20 protein-coding genes are annotated in these 18,243 nt (G+C 37.2%); 12 read left to right on the top strand and 8 right to left on the bottom strand.

Annotated elements, in window-relative coordinates:
• Nucleotides 1–115: 115 nt before the first annotated feature.
• Entirely contained in the window at nucleotides 116–754 is a 639-nt protein-coding gene (locus tag EK386_RS05110; RefSeq protein ID WP_126657958.1) for a PspA/IM30 family protein, read from the bottom strand.
• Nucleotides 755–766: 12 nt separating this feature from the next.
• A complete protein-coding gene (locus tag EK386_RS05105) occupies nucleotides 767–1,120 on the bottom strand; it encodes a lmo0954 family membrane protein (RefSeq protein ID WP_126657957.1) in 354 nt (117 codons plus the stop codon).
• 232 nt (nucleotides 1,121–1,352) lie between these two features.
• Between EK386_RS05105 and sirA the strand changes: the two genes are divergently transcribed.
• Nucleotides 1,353–1,781, top strand: a complete 429-nt coding sequence (gene sirA / locus EK386_RS05100; protein ID WP_158674375.1) for a sporulation inhibitor of replication protein SirA — start codon at nucleotides 1,353–1,355, stop codon at nucleotides 1,779–1,781.
• Nucleotides 1,782–1,911: 130 nt separating this feature from the next.
• A complete protein-coding gene (locus EK386_RS05095; RefSeq protein WP_126657955.1) occupies nucleotides 1,912–2,133 on the top strand; it encodes a YneF family protein in 222 nt (73 codons plus the stop codon).
• 104 nt (nucleotides 2,134–2,237) lie between these two features.
• Here the strand turns inward: EK386_RS05095 and EK386_RS05090 are convergent, their stop codons facing one another.
• Complete coding sequence (locus EK386_RS05090; protein WP_126657954.1) at nucleotides 2,238–3,185, bottom strand: alpha/beta hydrolase; 948 nt, start codon at nucleotides 3,183–3,185, stop codon at nucleotides 2,238–2,240.
• Nucleotides 3,186–3,398: 213 nt separating this feature from the next.
• Between EK386_RS05090 and EK386_RS05085 the strand changes: the two genes are divergently transcribed.
• Complete coding sequence (locus tag EK386_RS05085; RefSeq protein WP_126657953.1) at nucleotides 3,399–3,641, top strand: YqkE family protein; 243 nt, start codon at nucleotides 3,399–3,401, stop codon at nucleotides 3,639–3,641.
• 136 nt (nucleotides 3,642–3,777) lie between these two features.
• Here EK386_RS05085 and EK386_RS05080 read toward each other — a convergent pair whose 3' ends face one another.
• Nucleotides 3,778–4,284, bottom strand: a complete 507-nt coding sequence (locus tag EK386_RS05080) for a VanZ family protein (protein ID WP_126657952.1) — start codon at nucleotides 4,282–4,284, stop codon at nucleotides 3,778–3,780.
• Nucleotides 4,281–5,171 (bottom strand): aldo/keto reductase, encoded by an 891-nt coding sequence (locus tag EK386_RS05075; RefSeq protein ID WP_126657951.1) that lies wholly within the window; start codon nucleotides 5,169–5,171, stop codon nucleotides 4,281–4,283. The genes EK386_RS05080 and EK386_RS05075 overlap by 4 nt, the downstream gene beginning before the upstream one ends.
• An 83-nt stretch (nucleotides 5,172–5,254) precedes the next feature.
• Between EK386_RS05075 and EK386_RS05070 the strand changes: the two genes are divergently transcribed.
• The 3 genes from EK386_RS05070 to fur all read left to right on the top strand — a co-directional run bounded on the left by EK386_RS05070 (nucleotide 5,255) and on the right by fur (nucleotide 7,062).
• A complete protein-coding gene (locus tag EK386_RS05070; RefSeq protein ID WP_126657950.1) occupies nucleotides 5,255–5,800 on the top strand; it encodes an NUDIX hydrolase in 546 nt (181 codons plus the stop codon).
• Between the two features lie 171 nt (nucleotides 5,801–5,971).
• Nucleotides 5,972–6,481 carry a hypothetical protein gene (locus EK386_RS05065; RefSeq protein WP_126657949.1) on the top strand — a complete coding sequence of 170 codons (510 nt, stop codon included), beginning with the start codon at nucleotides 5,972–5,974 and terminating at the stop codon, nucleotides 6,479–6,481.
• A 125-nt stretch (nucleotides 6,482–6,606) separates the two neighbouring features.
• Nucleotides 6,607–7,062 (top strand): ferric iron uptake transcriptional regulator, encoded by a 456-nt coding sequence (gene fur, locus EK386_RS05060; RefSeq protein WP_126657948.1) that lies wholly within the window; start codon nucleotides 6,607–6,609, stop codon nucleotides 7,060–7,062.
• Between the two features lie 74 nt (nucleotides 7,063–7,136).
• Here fur and EK386_RS05055 read toward each other — a convergent pair whose 3' ends face one another.
• Nucleotides 7,137–8,705 (bottom strand): zinc ribbon domain-containing protein, encoded by a 1,569-nt coding sequence (locus EK386_RS05055; protein ID WP_126657947.1) that lies wholly within the window; start codon nucleotides 8,703–8,705, stop codon nucleotides 7,137–7,139.
• A 109-nt stretch (nucleotides 8,706–8,814) separates the two neighbouring features.
• Here EK386_RS05055 and EK386_RS05050 point away from each other — a divergent pair, with 109 nt between their 5' ends.
• The 6 genes from EK386_RS05050 (at nucleotide 8,815) to EK386_RS05025 (ending at nucleotide 16,517) form a co-directional block, all read left to right on the top strand.
• Nucleotides 8,815–9,237 carry a zinc ribbon domain-containing protein gene (locus EK386_RS05050; protein ID WP_126657946.1) on the top strand — a complete coding sequence of 141 codons (423 nt, stop codon included), beginning with the start codon at nucleotides 8,815–8,817 and terminating at the stop codon, nucleotides 9,235–9,237.
• Complete coding sequence (locus EK386_RS05045) at nucleotides 9,237–10,805, top strand: zinc ribbon domain-containing protein (RefSeq protein ID WP_126657945.1); 1,569 nt, start codon at nucleotides 9,237–9,239, stop codon at nucleotides 10,803–10,805. The genes EK386_RS05050 and EK386_RS05045 overlap by 1 nt, the downstream gene beginning before the upstream one ends.
• Nucleotides 10,806–10,930: 125 nt before the next feature.
• Nucleotides 10,931–11,833, top strand: coding sequence for a site-specific tyrosine recombinase XerD (gene xerD, locus EK386_RS05040; protein WP_126657944.1), 903 nt, complete (start codon nucleotides 10,931–10,933; stop codon nucleotides 11,831–11,833).
• 258 nt (nucleotides 11,834–12,091) lie between these two features.
• Complete coding sequence (deoB, locus tag EK386_RS05035) at nucleotides 12,092–13,270, top strand: phosphopentomutase (RefSeq protein WP_126657943.1); 1,179 nt, start codon at nucleotides 12,092–12,094, stop codon at nucleotides 13,268–13,270.
• Between the two features lie 12 nt (nucleotides 13,271–13,282).
• Nucleotides 13,283–14,587 carry a pyrimidine-nucleoside phosphorylase gene (locus EK386_RS05030; RefSeq protein WP_126657942.1) on the top strand — a complete coding sequence of 435 codons (1,305 nt, stop codon included), beginning with the start codon at nucleotides 13,283–13,285 and terminating at the stop codon, nucleotides 14,585–14,587.
• 205 nt (nucleotides 14,588–14,792) lie between these two features.
• Nucleotides 14,793–16,517, top strand: coding sequence for a SulP family inorganic anion transporter (locus tag EK386_RS05025; protein WP_126657941.1), 1,725 nt, complete (start codon nucleotides 14,793–14,795; stop codon nucleotides 16,515–16,517).
• Between the two features lie 49 nt (nucleotides 16,518–16,566).
• Here the strand turns inward: EK386_RS05025 and EK386_RS05020 are convergent, their stop codons facing one another.
• Both EK386_RS05020 and EK386_RS05015 read right to left on the bottom strand, forming a co-directional pair.
• A complete protein-coding gene (locus tag EK386_RS05020; protein ID WP_126657940.1) occupies nucleotides 16,567–17,343 on the bottom strand; it encodes a response regulator in 777 nt (258 codons plus the stop codon).
• Nucleotides 17,344–17,455: 112 nt separating this feature from the next.
• Nucleotides 17,456–18,238: a hypothetical protein gene (locus tag EK386_RS05015; protein ID WP_126657939.1), complete on the bottom strand. Its 783-nt coding sequence runs from the start codon at nucleotides 18,236–18,238 to the stop codon at nucleotides 17,456–17,458.
• Nucleotides 18,239–18,243: the final 5 nt, after the last annotated feature.

Here is an 18,243-nt window from a genome sequence, read left to right as displayed (position 1 = left end):
TGGTTCCTCCTTTTTGTGCTAGTATTGGGCAATTTTTTCCTTTAGACACATCTTAGGAGAAGACTACTAGATGCCTTCTCCTGTTACTGGTAATTATATCATGTTCTTGTTCGAATTAGTTTTGTTCTTTTAATTCAAGTGCTGGTGTCACTACTGCAGTTTTCTCTAGTTGCGCTAAACGTGCTTCAAGTTGTGTACGTTCGTAATCTTTTTCGATATTGTTAGCTAAGTTATCGATGTAAGACGATAGATCATTAAAATCTGTTTCTTCGTTTGATTTTAACACGTGATCCATTTTGTGGTGAGCACGCGTTACGTTTTCTTTGCCCATTAGCTGTAATTGGCGTACTTTCATATCTTTAATTTTGTGTTTCATTGTTTCGAATTTACGTTCAAGAGAGATAAATTCTTCTGTAGCCTGCTCAAGACTTGTTACTAAAGTGAATTGACGAGTTTGGTATGCTTCTACCTCTTGTGTAGCAAACAAAATTAAATCTTCTTCTTTATTTGCTTGTGCTAATTGAAGCTGGTTCGTGCGTTTTTCAAGCATTTCCGTTGTTTCTTTTAATTCACTTTGTAACTGCTCTTTTAGTTGAGCTTGGCGTTGAAGTAATTTGCCTGTTTGCTCTGTTTGTTTTTCTGCTTCACGGATATATTGGTTTAGCATCGCGATTGGATTTTTACGTTCCTTTTTATCAAACATTTCGTGTAAATCTGCCTCAATTGTGTACTTAAATCTTTTTAATAAACTCATTTTATTCTCTCCTTATTTTGTCAATTTTGCCCATTCGTTTTCAAAGTTTGTGAATGGATCTTCTTCTTTTACTTTCACACTGCTAAATGATACTTCTTCGTTGTTCCACTTTTTATAAAGAACATACAGTAGAACTAATGCTGCAAGACCAATTAATGCTGGGATGTTTGAAATGGCTGAGAATACGCCGACAAGACCAACTGCAACCCATAGTACTTTTGCAATTGTAGATTTTGATTTCACATAGTAGTGCATCCCGGCGAATACAAGTAAAGCTGAGAATGCAAAGCCAATTAGCGGCCCCATCATACTAAGTGCGACAAGTACTGCAGTTCCTCCAGCAAGTAAGATAAGAAATTTTTTCATTTTGTTCTAGCTCCTTTCGTTTGTACCTTTATGTTACCTTTCACGCGAATTTCCTAAAACGGACTGGAATTGCATTTTTCTCTAGGTCTTGAGGCTGAGCTTGTCTAGGCAAAGTGTTCCAATTTAGCATTTCACGGTATTTTGACAAAAATAGAAGGGAAGCTGTGACACCCTTTGACAAAATATTCAAAATACTTTCGTTATAATGTTGTCAAAGAGAGGAGGACGAAAGATGAGAAAATATTCGATTTTTAATATAAAAAAACAGTACCAATCTTTTGTATTTGGTAGAGAAAGATTACTTCTTGAAATGGTAACGACAAAAGAGCAAGCCCTCGAGTCCTCTGTTAGCAAGCAGTTAAGCTATCTCTGTGAACCAATCGAAGGAAGTCTGGTACAAAGTGCAATCTATGAACATTTAAAAAAGAGTTTCCCGACGATACGTTGTGTAGGAGAGTATTTAAATTTTGAACACCAATTAAAAGGTGGATTAAAATTAAAAGTATTTCCTTATCATATAGAAGCGATATGTGAAGGATCGCGAATGCTCGATTTGGATTTATTCCATTCCCTAAGTCAGATGAATGACTCGTTTATTGCGTTTAATAAAGAAGAGTCTGAGTGTGGATGGCTAAAACCAATTAAGCATGCTTCCTACTAGAAAATATTTGTCGAAAATAGAAAGCATTACTAGAAAAAACATGTGAAAAGCTAGTATCCATAAAGTTTATAGTGTATAATCCTTCATGGAGAGTTTATCTCGGAATTGTTTAGTGGAGGAGGTAGGCACATTGGCAACATGGATTTGGATTATGATCGTTATTATCGCTCTAGCTGGGGGCGTTGCATTAGGTTTCTATTTAGCGCGTCAATATATGATGAAATATTTAAAAGAAAACCCACCTATTAATGAACAAATGATTCGTGTGATGATGGCTCAAATGGGACGTAAACCATCTGAGAAGCAAGTTCGTCAAATGATGGCACAAATGAACAAGTTTCAAGATAAATAATTGTAAGCTCGAACAACAGTTTTCATTTGCTTGAACTGTTGTTTTACTTTTGTACGAAAATATAAAAGAGCGTTCCTTTCAATGAGGAGCGCTCTTTTGGTCGTTTAGGATATTTCTTTCTCAAGCTCTTGTACAAAGATATATTTTTCTAAAAACTGTTGCACGATCTCTTCATATTCGTTCGGATTTTGGTTGAAACTTTGCGCATGGACACCTTTTTCGAAGAGCTTTAACATTTTTGGTTCACTTTTTTCCTCATACATTTCTTTTGTCATGTACGGTAAAATAAAATCATCTTCCATACTATGAACAAATAACATCGGGGATTGAATGTTGCGGACCGCTTCTTTTGGTGTCACGCTTTTCATGGAATAACCATCACGTATTTTTAAAAATAGGTTTGCTAAATGAATCGGGATTTGTGTACGTAAAATCGTCTCTTTTTTCACAATTTGCGAAACGAGCTCTGAAAAATTCGAAAACCCACAATCTGCTATATAAAAATGGGCACCATCCTCAATTAAACCGGCATATAAAATCATACTGGCCGCACCCATGGATTCGCCATGAATGCCGATGATCGCGTCGTCACCCACAATGGACTTCACCGTTTGAACCACCGCTGCAATATCAAACTTCTCGTAATAGCCATAGCTTGTTGTTTTTCCGCCTGATTCTCCATGCCGTCTATGATCGAAAATAAAAGAGTTAAATCCTAACCGTTCAAACATGCGTGCGTAGCGGACAGAATTGATTTTATTTTCAGTTACACCATGGCAAATGATGATCGTATTTTTTGTTTGAAGCGGCTCGAGAAAGATCCCTTTAATGGCATAACCATTTGGGGAATCGATGCTCATTTCTTCCTTCTTGCAATTTTGGTACCAATTTTCATCAAAACGTTGTGCTTTTAATTCACGATCATAAATAAAATTTGCATCTTTATTTTTTATATACATTAAGCGATTGGTCACAAAAAATCCAAAACCTGTCGTGATGGCAGAAAGGGTAGTAATAATACTAGAGAGCCATAAAACTTTTTTTCGTTTCATAAAAACACCTCAATTCTTAAATAGTATTGAATATTCGGCGTACCACTATGCATCGTGTCGCTATATTAGGAAAGTAATTATACGTGAGTTATTACTATATTACGCAAGAAGAGACGATAAGTTCGTAGTATATGCTCATTTTGCGTAGTTGTTCGTGAATTTTTTGTAAACGTGATAAACTATGTACGAACAATAATTAGAGTAGGTGATTTTATGGCAAAAAAGAAACAATCCAATCAAAATGTACAAAATGATGAAGCCATTACATTAAAAGATCAGTTAAATGGGGATGTATTGGCGAAACTAAAAGCGGCGAAGCAAAGTTTAGTAGCTGATGAACAAGCAAAAGAGGAAGAACGTCAAGCAAAATTAGCATTTGAACGTAAACAACGAGAGAAGAATATGAGTTTTGAAGAATTGCTAGACAAGTATGGGGATAAAGGATCGAAGTTTTAATCGTGGTAGGTGGGTGATTTCCGCCAAAAAGTAGGATTTATCCGCCAAAATTCACGAAATACCCGCCAAAAAGTTGGGTTTATCCGCCAACTTTCGCAAAATACCCGCCAAACACAAAAAAGCGCGAAGCAACCATTTAAAGATTGCCTTGCGCTTTTCTAATACTTCTTTCATTATAAACATCAACTAAAACTAGCCAAATCTTAAATAGGAAAACAAAACAAACTGCCCCGGCTGTATCTAACAAGACATCCTGAAAAACACCCGTTCTTCCTTCCACTAAAGTTTGGCGATATTCATCTAAGGAAGCGACGATAAAAGTAGACATGATCGCAAAAATGGTAGCGAATTTTAACCTGAATTTGCGATAAGTTAAATAGAACAAAACCCCAATTAACCCAAAACCGACAAAATGTAATCCCTTGCGTACTAAAAATTCAACAAAATAATAATAGCCTCGCGTTTCAACAGAAATCGTTTGACCCCAGTACGATACATGAATTTTACTTAAAAGGTGATAGAAAGGTTGATCCTCAAGTACATTTTGAAGTGTCGGGACAATCGTTTGTTGCTCATACGACATACTAGACACACAAAATAAAATAATGAAGACACAAACAATGGCGATAATATATTTTTTCATCGATGGTCCGTATATTTCTCTTGTTTTGTGATGTTGTGGACTAACGAGAAGTCTGTGATGGATTGTGCTTTTTCGTATGCCTTCACATTTAAAGTGAATTGTTCTTTTGTTCTGGCGCCAATGACAGTGGAGGCAATCATTGAGTTACGTAAATTAAATGCTAGCGCAAGGGCATGAAGATCCCCATAAGCTGATTGTAATTTGTTTAGCACCTCAACGACTTCTTCCTTAGAATACCCCATATAGTTTGAAACCCGATTTGGCCAGTCATTTGTAAGTAAACCTTTTGCAATTGAGCCTCGAGTAACGATTGACGCCCTAGTTTCTGAAATCAGGTTGAACCATTCTTCCGCGCGGCGATCTAAAATATTGTATTGCATCATATTTGATATGGCATTGCTTTGCTGTAAAAATGATGTAAAGACATTTGGACGAATTGAGGAAATGCCATACTCGCGAATCCAGCCTTCTTTTTTAAGCTTTTCAAACGTATCGATCATTTCATCCCATGGGTCATCTATTGTGCCACCGTGTAATTGATATACATCGATATAATCCGTTCTCAATCGCTTTAAACTTGCCTTTAACCCGTTTTCAATATGACGAGGGGATGGATCCCAATGCCAGCCTTCTTCGCCATCATTCCATCGATTGCCTACTTTTGTAGCAAGAATGATATCTTTGCGATGGGGTTTTAAGATTTCGCCTACAATTTCTTCGTTAATGCCTTTATCGTAAAGGTCTGCAGTATCAAAATAATTTATACCATAATCAAGGGCGGCCTCGACAACTGGTCTTGCTTCATTCACCGTGGTAGGTAAGGACATACATCCTAAACTGAGTTCTGTAATTTCAATGTTGCTCTTTCCAAGCGTTCTTTTTTTCATATCGACCCTGCTTTCTCCCATACAATTTCACTCTCTAATGGTACAATGAAAACAATAAACAGGACAAGTGAGGGCATTTGTAGATGAAAAAATTTGAAGAAAAAACAATTCATTCTAATGAAATCTTTAAAGGGAAAATCATTTCTTTAAAAGTAGATGATGTGCTCCTTCCAAACGGCAAAGAATCAAAACGTGAAATTGTCAATCATCCTGGTGCCGTTGCAGTCATTGCCGTTACAGATGAGGGGAAATTAATACTCGTTGAACAATACCGCAAAGCGTTGGAACGATCCATTATTGAAATACCAGCAGGAAAACTAGAACCAGGGGAAGCACCAGAAGTGACAGCTAGAAGAGAACTAGAAGAAGAAACAGGATTAGGGTGTCATACATTAACGTACCTTCAAACATTCGCAACAAGCCCTGGATTTGCCGATGAAATCATCCATCTCTATGTGGCGGAAGATTTATTTGAAATTGAAGAAAAGGCTGAGCTCGATGAAGATGAGTTTGTAGAGATTCTAAAAGTTTCGATTGATGAAGCAGAAGAGATGGTACAAAATAAACGAATTTATGATGCCAAAACAGCATTTGCTGTGCTTTGGATGCGACTCAAGAGAGGAAAGTAATCAAGCAAATATAGTACGAAAAATGAGCGCGAAAAAAATTTTTTAGCGCTCTATTTGTGTTCGAAGGGATGGCACTAACCTTTAGAGTAAATTGCTAGAATCTGAGCAAAAATCGAAGGGTATATTGATAGAGGACGAGCATAAGATGGTAACAACGAAAGGAGAATGCTTATGTTTCGTTCGATACTGATAATCCAATTTGCAGTGATTCTAGCAATTAGCTTTATTAGTGGAGTTGTTTGCTTTCAATTGTTTCCTTTAGACAAGGCCATGCAACTAATCGGATATATAGATCCACGAGTTTTGGATGTACAAGATATTTCCATATTAGGCACCATTGCACCGTTAGTTATATGGGTTCTCCTTGTATTATTTTTTGCAACCCACCCCTATTTACACGTATTGGCACGCCTTGTTGTCGCAGTGAAGGCAACCTTCTTCGGCTTTAGTTCCGTTTTTCTATTAACCCAGCAAGAATCGTTGTTAATTTATAGTGTTTGGTGGTTTCCGTTTCAATTAGTTTATTGTTTCTTACTTTTCTTGCTTTGTTCGGTCTATGCTTCAAAAAAGGTGGGGGGCAATCGGAAATATTTCTTTGCTCAGAAGCTTTTTGTAACTCTTGTTGTTATGTTAATTATTATTTGTGTGGGTGAAAACGTGGTTATTAATTATATTTTGTAACGTAGAATATGAAAATTAATGTTAAGGCTGTGTCTTTTAAATTGAAGTTTCCTTTCAATGCAATCCCTCTCTTGTAATAACTTTTACTCATTTGGTATAATAGAGTGAGTTTAGGAGGGCGTCTTATGGAAAGCCGTATCGATCGAATAAAAAAGCAATTGCATAGTGCTGGCTACAAACTGACGCCGCAGCGTGAAGCGACAGTTGCAGTACTATTAGAACACGAAGAAGACCATTTAAGTGCTGAGGACGTTTATTTACTCGTAAAAGATAAAGCACCGGAAATTGGTTTAGCTACTGTTTATCGAACATTAGAATTATTAACAGAATTAAAGATTGTTGATAAAATTAACTTTGGCGACGGGGTATCTCGCTACGATTTAAGACAAGAGGGAGCAAAGCACTTCCATCATCATCTTGTTTGTATCGAATGTGGTGCTGTAGATGAAATACAAGAGGATTTATTAGAGGATGTTGAAGTCATCGTCGAAAAACGTTGGAACTTTATCATAAAAGATCATCGTCTTACATTCCATGGTATTTGTCATCGTTGCCATGATAAACAAACAGAAGAAAATTAGGAAAAGGTGTACGCTTGGAATCCTCCAAATGTACACCTTTTTTAATAGAATCATAATTTTTAGGCAGAGCGTTTTTAATTAATTTTTGTTTTCGATACGTTTTTAACATCTTCAATGCTTGAAATTTTCAATATGCCGTTTACCAGTTCAAAAATATATTGTTTCTCCCGTTCATAATGCCAATTTCCATCCATTTCAGAATAAAAATTGAAAATCTCTTTCGAAGTTAGTTTAATACTATTTTCAGATAATGGTTCTATTTTCAAAATATCATTGGAGATAAATTCATAATAGTAATAGCCTAAACCGGTTTGATCCACGACGAATTGTTGATAATTTTTTTGTAGCTGCGATCCATCGATGAAATAGTGATCGACATAGGAAAAATCCGCATAGTTGACGGCGATATTATAGTTGTTTCTGAAATTATAAAAAGTGTCTCTTGCTAAATCTCGATAGTCCCCATAAAATTTTTGAATGGCCTGTTGCTTTTCTTGTTGTTCTTTTTCCACTTGCCGTTGTTGTTGAATCTTCGCAAAGGTAATATGCTGTTGTTCCTTTGTTAATTGTAATGTTTCAGATTTGATTATTTCATCGTTTTCCTTTGCCTCTGCATATATTTCTACAGAACTATCTAGAGGAGCAGCGAGTAGTTCAATTTCAGCCACGGTTTTATTTGTATTTTTTCCGTTAATATAAACGATTGCCTCCTCAATATCGGATGTTAGTTTCGTTACATGTGCACTTAAATCGATTTCAAGCAGTTGTTCATTTTTTTCTTCCCCTACAACAGATAGAGTATATTTTTCTTCTTTTTCAAAATGCTCATCTTTTAGTACGATCGTATAGTTATACTTTCCTGGCACAAACTTTCCAACGACTACAGCCTCTGTAGAAATACTTTTCCTCCCATCTTCCCCCATCTTCAAGGTGATACTATGACTCGTTGTTTTAGCCTTGACTTCAATTGGATGATATTGAAATGTTAGTTTTTTATAAAAGATGAAAAACTTTTCTTCTATTACAGTGAACACTTTATTCCCAGCTTCATCATAGATCGGTTCGGCATACCCTTTTAATTTATACTGTTGGATGGCTCGTTCAATTCCTTCTTTCGCAAAGGAATTCCATGCGTCATTTTCCATATAGTTAAAAAAGGTGGAAGGGGTGTAGATCGTGTCCTCAGAAAAGACAAATAGATTCGTAAAGTCCTCTTCCTTTTCCTGAGAAAAATATTGATTCATCAAAACGATTTGCGCTTCGGGGTCGACTTTTTTAGCAATAAAGAGATGGGTGGTGATGACCGCGATAAGAAGGATCAGGACGGATGCACCTGTAATTTTTGTCGCCAATCCAAATTTCTTTTTTTGAAATCGTTTTGGAGCACTTTGAACAAGTTCAGCGGTCACCATCTCAAGTTCGGGTTCTATTATTGGCGTTCCACAGTGGACACAAAATTTTTGGTTCTGTTTAATTTCTTTTCCGCATTGATGGCATGAATACATGGAAACGGAATCTATCGGGTATTCATTTATTGGAAGTTCGGGTGTTGTATCGTCACTTGGTGGAAAGGGTGTACCACATTCAATACAAAAGTAGTCATGATTTGTGGCTTCTTTCCCACAATTATTACAAATACGCATAATCGTGCTCCTCCCATTAATATGTTTGTATTAATATATCGTTTGGAAGTTCAACTAATAACTTAAAATTTTGGTACATTCTGTTAATAACAAAGGGGGAGTCGTTTCGATGATTGAGACGAATAAACGAAAAGGGATAGATTTAAAGGATGTGAAACAACGTCTAAATGCTTCAAATGAACAAAGACTTGAGCTGATTGTGAGACTTGGGGAAGCGACAAACAACATGTTGCGTCACAATGAAGAGGATCTGACGCCATTGCACCAATTATCGGATCAGCTATTAAATTTAGATATCGAAATCTATCAATTGTTGTGTACGTTAAATGAGCTATCAACAAATAACCAACATTGTATAAATTGTCAGCAAGCGTTAGTGGAAAATGCGAAGTTTTGCGGGAATTGTGGCACATCAAATCCAAATTTTAAAGATGCAACAGTACCACAAGTCAATTGTTATTATTGCAAACAGTTAATTGATGAACCGCATATGTATTGTCCTTGTTGTGGTGTGAAGCAGGAGGGGATGTAGTGTACTGCATTCATTGTAGTGAACATCATCCGAAACAATTTGTATATTGCCCAAACAGTGCGCAAAAAATCTATGAACCAACCAATAAAAAATTTACATATAACATGAATGATTTTTGCCTTTCCTGCGGGGTGAAAAATGATCGAAGTTACGCTTTTTGCACCTATTGTGGCACGCAACATTTAACGAAAACTGAAAAGAAAATTGGCATTAACAAATTGTTGGAAACGACAATACCTGAAATTAAATTATCGACGGTGAATAAACGTGAAATAAAAGCAAAATCAGAAAAGAGCCTGCAATTTTTAAAAAGGAATAAGCTATTGTTTGTACCAATCCTCGTTACTTTCTTACTCTTAATATTGTCTACGTTTGTCATAAAATCGTCGCTATCCACCTTTGTGGAAGAAAATCTAAACACACAGGATGAAGAATTGTTGCTAATAGCAGCGCTTGTAAACGCGGATATATTAGAAAACCTTTTATACGAAGAATTGGATGTCCGTGTAGATATTCCGAATATGACATCGATTCCTACAATGATTAGTCTCTATCATAACGCGAAAGTGAACTTTAATATGTCTTTCGGTGAAGATGGCTACAGCGAGGAAACGTCGGGAGAGTTGAACAATCTCTTTTCGGGCTTATTATTTATCCCGATTTTGTCGTTAGCGATTGGAGGCATCGTTTACGGTAGAATGGCGCGGCATTACAACTGGGGATTATATAAAGGGATTTTATACTCAGTTGGCGCGTATACGCTAGTTTTGACCATCGTTTCTCTTTTCGCCCGCAAATCCTATAAAGAAACCTTTGAAGCTTTTTTCGCAGAGGCTACGCTAGGATTCAAGATTTCTGCTTCAATTATTGATATGTTGTTCACTTCACTACTGTTATCTACCATTGTATTTGGTTTTTTTGCCATTGTTTCGTATTACGGAAAGTCCGTTGCGCAACAGTTGTATAAGGAACGAAAAGAAATTCAATATGCCGTTTTTGCTATTGCCATCACCCTAATTGGTGGTTGTGTTCACTATGTTAGTTCGCTAGCAAAAGTAAAAGATCTTACTTCAGACATACCAAGTTCTTTAGATGGACTGTTAGCAATTTATGTTAGTATAATAACTTGGTTTTTGGCCATGTTCGGTAAAATGAATATGACAGCGACGAGTGAGTTTTCGGAACTGCAATCGGAAACGTATCGCTGGTTTTTTGGCAACAATGATGAAAATATACTCCTTTCCTTTATGGAGGGCGAATCGATTACAATGCTTCCGCCAATTGTCTTAACACTCCTTCTAATTGCGTTAGTCGGGGCAAGTGGCTATACGTTATTTAATATTCATCAATTAAAGCTAAAAGAGACGGCAATTTTCGCTAGCATTTTTACTGTATTACAATGTTTCATTATATTTTTAATAAGTGTGAATCTGTCCCTAGATTTAGGTGGCGATCTTGTTAAGCTTTCTTGGAACTTTTCAATTATCAGTGCCGTTCTGCTAACCTATATCCTATCCTTTGCTAGTTTTTATAGCGGTGGTTTTGTAAGAAAACAATTAACGAAATAAATTTCCATCCCTTAGTGAATGTACTAGGGGATTTATTATTTGTGAATGACGTGTCCTCCTAAAGTTTTTATACAGAACATGGTAAAATAATAGAAACAACGGTATATAGAAATGGGGCAGTTCACATGAAAAACTTTCAAGATCCACTAGATGATTATCTTCATTTTTTACAGGTGGAACGACAATTATCATCAAATACGTTGTCATCCTATCGACGCGATCTTTCCGGCTATATAAATCATTTACATAAAGAGCAACATTTAGTGAGTTTAAATGAAGTCGAGCGAGCAAATATTTTAATGCATTTGGAAAACCTACGCAATCAAGGTATCTCCCCTCGTACAGTTGCACGACATATTTCATCGATTCGTTCGTTTCATCAATTTTTATTGCGAGACAAGGTGACCGATCATGATCCGACCGTTCACTTAGAAATGCCACAAGTTGAGCAAAAATTACCGAAAGTGTTATCCGCTGAAGAAATTGATGCATTAATAGCTGCGCCCAATCGTGATAAACCTCAAGGCATTCGAGATATGGCGATGCTCGAAATATTGTACGGTACGGGTATGCGCATTAGTGAATGTATCGGGTTAAATTTAGAAGACATCCATTTAACGATGGGCTTTGTCCGCGTTTTTGGAAAAGGTGGAAAAGAACGAATTGTGCCATTGGGGAAAGGGGCTATTCGAGCTTGTGATTTATATTTGCAAACTGCGCGGGGGAAATTACAAGGAAAGTATCCCAAAACTGATGCATTTTTTATAAATCAACGAGGAAAACGTTTAACGAGGCAAGGTTGTTGGAAACTCTTAAAGGAGCATGCCACAAATGCAAATATTAAAAAAGAAATTACACCGCATACATTAAGACATAGTTTTGCCACACATTTAATTGAAAACGGTGCCGATTTACGCGCTGTTCAAGAAATGCTAGGCCATGCAGACATCTCGACAACGCAAATTTATACGCATATTAGTAAAACGCGTCTATCTGAAGTTTATAAGCAATTTCATCCGAGGGCATAGATTATTTGTTTCAAGCGCTCGGAAAATTGGGGTAAGTGATCCAAAGCTGATGCTAAGCGCCCCGAAAATGGAGCAAGTGCCCACAAATCGTGGCAAACGCCCTCAATTTGGAGCAAATGCCCTCAACTTGGGCTAAGCGCTCACGCACACGCATCTAGTGAATCAAAACTCCATAAAAAGTTCAAACCCGTCAGATGTCTGACCTTTATTTTTGAAAATAATTTGGTTATATTAGGTATTGAAGAGGAGGACGAATAAATGAAACCCTTTAAAAAAATACATGTTGTCGTAATGGATTCAGTTGGGATTGGCGAAGCACCCGATGCAGAAAAATTTGGTGATGTTGGGTCGGATACGTTAGGACATATTGCTGAAGAAATGAACGGTTTAACAATGCCGAATATGGAGCAACTGGGCTTATCCAATATTCGTGAAATAAAAGGCATCGCAAAAGTTGATCAACCAAAAGCTTACTATGGCATGATGCAAGAAGCGTCCGTTGGGAAAGATACAATGACAGGACATTGGGAAATTATGGGCCTTAATATCGATAAACCATTCAAAGTGTACCCAAATGGATTTCCAGCAGAATTAATCGAAAAGTTAGAAGCCAAAACAGGTCGTAAAGTAATCGGAAACAAACCTGCGAGTGGTACGGGCATTATTGAAGAACTTGGGAAAGAGCATATGGAAACAGGGGCGATTATTGTCTATACATCAGCCGACCCAGTACTTCAAATTGCAGCTCATGAAGAAATTGTTCCATTAGATGAACTATATAAAATTTGTGAAATTGCGCGGGAGCTTACGTTAGAACCAGAATTTTTAGTTGGTCGTGTCATTGCGCGTCCGTTTATCGGGACACCAGGAAACTTTACGCGTACGTCTAATCGCCATGACTACGCATTAAAGCCATTCGGACGTACAACAATGAATGAATTAAAAGATGCGGGTCGTGACGTCATTGCAATTGGGAAAATTTCTGATATTTTTAACGGAGAAGGGGTAACTGAAGCAATCCGTACGAAAAATAATACAGATGGAATGGATCGATTTGCAGAGGTTGTACGCCGTGAATTCCATGGCATAAGCTTCCTTAATTTAGTTGACTTTGATGCAAACTTTGGCCATCGTCGTGATCCAATTGGTTATGGCAGGGCATTAGAAGAATTTGACGAACGCCTACCTGAAGTACTTTCTGCTTTAGCGGACGACGATTTACTAATGATTACGGCAGACCATGGGAACGACCCAACCTTCCCAGGAACAGATCATACACGTGAATATGTTCCATTAATCGTCTATTCACCACGATTTGAACGTGGGAACGAATTACCTTTACGCGAAACCTTTGCAGATATTGCCGCAACAATCGCGGAAAACTTTAATGTAAGTGTACCACCATTTGGAACAAGTTTCTTATCGAGTTTAAAGTAGGAGGTAAGCAAAATGAGAATGGTCGATATAATTGAAAAAAAACGCAATGGGGAAGCATTAACAACTGAGGAAATTCGCTTTTTTGTCAATGGCTATACAGATGGCTCCATTCCAGATTACCAAGTCAGTAGTTTAATGATGGCAATTTATTTCCAAGATATGAATGATCGCGAACGCGCAGACTTAACAATGGCAATGGTTGAATCTGGTGATCAAATCGATTTATCCGGAATTGAAGGAATTAAGGTTGACAAGCATTCCACGGGTGGAGTGGGTGATACAACGACATTAAGCCTTGCCGCGATGGTTGCAGCAGTGGGAGTACCTGTTGCGAAAATGAGTGGTCGTGGTTTAGGTCATACTGGCGGAACGATTGATAAATTAGAATCGATTGAAGGGTTCCATGTCGAAATTTCCAACGAACAATTTATTAAACAAGTAAACGATATTAAAACGGCAGTCATCGGTCAAAGTGGTAATTTAACACCTGCTGATAAAAAACTTTATGCGCTTCGTGATGTAACTGGAACAGTAGCAAGTATTCCATTAATCGCGAGCTCCATTATGTCGAAAAAAATTGCGGCTGGTGCAGACGCCATTGTTTTAGATGTAAAAACTGGCGATGGTGCATTTATGAAATCTTTAGAGGATGCACAAAATCTTGCTCATGCAATGGTACAAATTGGGAATAGTGTTGGGCGTAAAACGATGGCGATTATTTCGGATATGAGCCAGCCATTAGGATTTGCCATTGGAAATGCATTAGAAGTAAAAGAAGCGATTGACACGTTAAAAGGTGAAGGTCCACAAGATTTAATGGAACTGTGCTATACACTCGGCTCCCAAATGGTGGTGCTCGGTGGAAAAGCAAGTACGCTGGAAGAGGCAAGAAAACTACTTGAAGAAGTCGTGGCAAATGGAGCTGCTTTAGAAGTCTTCAAGAAGTTCGTCGTTGCACAAGGTGGCGATGCATCGGTTGTTGATAATCCGGATCTTTTACCACAAGCAAAATATACATGCGAAGTGCCAGCGAAAAGTAGTGGGTACGTTGAGAAAATTGAAGCGGATGATGTCGGTGTAGCAGCGATGTTACTTGGTGCAGGGCGAGCTACGAAAGAATCAACAATTGACTTAGCGGTGGGGTTAGTTCTTCATAAAAAAGTCGGCGATCAAGTACAAGAAGGGGAATCTCTTGTCACGATCCATGCGAACAGTGAAGATGTAACAGAAGTTATGAATAAATTGTATGAACATATTGTCATCTCAAAAGAAAAAGTGGAAGCTCCTTTATTAATAAAAGCGGTTATTAAAGAATAAATTATTTTCACTTAATAAGATGATAAAGCCTATTTATATAGGGATTCGAAGAGTTAGTAGTGTATTGTTATATAATACGCTACTAATTTTTTCTTTCTATTTTCAGAAAATATGTTAGAATATGATTAATACAGAAAAGTGTAATTTTATACAGAATTTATGCATGAAAGAGAAATTTCTGAAATCTATAAAAAGAAGGGATAGCATGAGCAAGTTTTGGACAGGGAGATTTGAGGGGTATTCATTTGATCATTTAAAAAAGGATTTATTATCTGGAACAATTGTGGGGATTGTCGCCATTCCACTAGCGATGTCATTTGCCATTGCTTCAGGTGTCAAGCCAGAGTACGGAATTTATACCGCAATCATTGCAGGGATACTAATTTCTTTATTAGGTGGATCAAAATACCAAATAGGAGGTCCTACGGGTGCCTTTGTTCCAATTCTATTAGGTATTGTTATTTCTTACGGCTATGAAAATCTGTTAGTAGCAGGTTTGATGGCTGGAGTAATGCTCGTCTTGATGGGCGTCTTTAAACTAGGTGTGTTAATTAAATTTATTCCTAGACCGGTGACAATCGGGTTTACTGCGGGGATTGCCGTCATTATTTTTAGTGGGCAAATATCAAATTTTTTAGGCTTAACTGGGATTAAACAGCATGAAAGATTCATAGACAACATGAAAGAGATTGTTAGTCACTTAAACACGTTCAATCTATACAGTGTATTCATTGCTGCGATTTGTTTTGTCGTGATGTTACTTACACCAAAAGTTTTGCCAAAAATTCCAGGGGCACTTGTTGGAATTGTCGTTTCAGCTGTTCTAACGGCTATTTTCTTTAGTGGACAAGTAGCTACAATTGGGTCCACTTATGGGGCGATTCCAAACACACTACCGGAATTCGGAATCCCTGAAATCACATTTGAACGTATTTCAATGCTCATTGGACCGGCATTTGTCATTGCCATGCTTGGGGGAATTGAATCCCTATTATCTGCAGTAGTGGCAGATGGGATGACAAATAGTAAGCATAACAGCAATCGGGAATTAATTGGACAAGGGATTGCGAATATTATAACACCATTCTTTGGAGGCATTCCAGCAACAGGGGCCATTGCACGTACCGCAACGAATATTAAATCGGGTGCTACTTCACCAATGTCTGGTGTGATTCATGGGTTGTTTGTCTTATTAACATTACTCGTTTTTGCGCCATTAGCCGTTCATATTCCTCTTGCTTCATTAGCGCCCGTGTTAATGATGGTTGCGTGGAATATGAGTGAACGAAAACATTTTGCCCATATATTAAAATTAAAATCAGGTGACTCTATTGTTCTAGTCATTACGTTTTTATTAACAGTATTTACTAGTTTAACAGTGGCTGTTGAAGTGGGGCTATTACTAGCAATCATTCTATTTGCAAAGCGCATGAGTGAGATGTTAGTCGTTTCAAAGGTGCTGCCAGATCATGAAAGCAGCAATGGAAAGGTGCTACCTCATGTTGTAAGTCCATCCCATGATTGCCCGCAAGTAAGTATTTATACAATTGAGGGACCACTATTCTTTGGTGCAGCGCAAAGCTTTGAACAATCCATTTTATCATCTATCCATGTCAAGCCGAGTGTACTCATATTACGGTTGACGAAGGTTCCGTTTATCGATACAACTGGGGAGGAATATTTCCGTAATATCGTAAAGGATTTTAAAAGCCATGGTGGAACACTCTTAGTATCTGAAGTTCGTCCATCCTTAAAACAAACGATGGATCAAAACGGACTGACGAAAGAAATTGGCGAACAAAATTTCTATGAGCATACGGGAGAAGCCATTAATCGAGCAATAGGCTGCTTAAATCGAAACGCTTGTCTTGGTTGTAAGCATTTTGCATTTAAGGAATGTGAAGAATTAGCTACGACAAAAATTAGTTAATAGTAGGAGCACAGTTCATAATTGAAGAACTGTGCTTATTTTAATGGATTTAAATAGTCAAAGTATCAACCCAAGCATATTGTTTATCCCCAAAAAGTACGGATTTATCAATGTAATCATATTCGTCTAAATCTATGGTACAGTTGGGGAGCTCGAGAAAATATTTCCCTTTTACATTCTCAATTTTTATATGTATGCCGCTTTCGAGTAAGTTTTTCTTCAGTCGATAAATAGTTGTATAAAGATTTTGTTCAGCTTTTTTCATTTCCAGAGAAGGCCATAGTTTTTCAATGATTTGCCATTTTTCAATGCCGTTCTTACGGTGAAGAATCATTAAGGCAAATAACTCTTCTACCTTAACTGTCGACCACTTTAATCGAACTTCATTATGATTTTGTAAAATACGAATATGCCCTATGAGTTCAATTCTAATATCTTCACTTACTTTGACAATTAATTGATAATTCTTTTTTTCTATTACTCTTTCAAGCGCCTCCTGAAGTTCATTATCATTAGCTGGTTTTAATAGATAATGAATGGCGTTTAGCTTAAAAGCATCAACGGCATATTGGTTATATGCAGTGACAAAAATGATTTCTAATGTTGGACATTTGGTGAGGAGCTTTGTCCCAAGTTCAATCCCATTCATTCCAGACATTTCAATATCCAGAAACACAACATCAGGCTTTAATGTTGGAATTTCTTTAAGTGCGCAAGTAGGTTTTTGAAACTGGCCAATTACAGTAACTAAACCCGTGCTTTCTAATTGCATTTTTAAGAAATTGGCGACGAGCAATTCATCATCAACGATTACTGCTTTGAGCATAAAGAGGAACCTTCCTTCTTAAAGTAATGGTATTTCAAACTTTACCATCGTCCATAATCCTTGTTCACTGGTAACGAGTAATTGTGTACGATAAGATTTCGCTAATCTTTTATTAATGTTGGAAATGCCTATTCCTCGTTCGTTCACCTAAACAGAGATTAATCAAGGCAAAAAAGATACACGATAAAGCGAAAGCAAGGATGAAAAATTCCTTTCTACGATACCTTTCCACGAAAAGATACAAAAGAATATATAACAAACCAATCGTTAGTAAAACAGTAAGAATCGCTAATTCCACTATTCCTTTTTTGAAACTACGGGTGACTAAAGTGCCTTGTTCACCGAAATAAATTGAGTTCGCAATCCCTGCACTAGTATAGTAAAAATCGGATACTTGAATAATTACTTCGACCTGTTGTGTGTCGGATTCAAAGAAAATTAACTTTGGATAATTTCCTTCCATATAATTTGCGTGTTCCTTTGTGACATTCCCCTCTTCGCTTACCAATTCGCCATTAATAAAAATTTTACTTGCACTCCGAATGTTCTGCTTTTTTATTCCAAGAACTTGATCTGTTGGTACGTTGTTAATAACGAGTCGATAGGTGCCAATTCCTTGTTTTTCTGCATTAGCTGACCATTTACCTGGAACATGCATCCATTCTACATTTTCACGAACCCCATTTGTAAAATCATTCGGTTCATATAACGTTCCTTCATAAAACTCCCATTGCCCATCAAGTGAAGTCATCTTGTCATCACGAAATGGCGTTTCATTTAGATTGAGCGTACCTTGTGAAGCGAAAAATGGTTGATCATTATGTAGTAAAAGAACAGTAATGATTAATAGAAGAGCAAAACTGAATAAAAGAAATAGAATTTTCTGTATGTTCAATTGCG

The organism is Lysinibacillus antri, from assembly GCF_003977595.1.
GTDB lineage: Bacteria > Bacillota > Bacilli > Bacillales_A > Planococcaceae > Ureibacillus > Ureibacillus antri.
The sequence above is the reverse complement of the archived record's forward strand: the minus strand, read 5'-3'. Positions and strand labels throughout refer to the sequence as shown.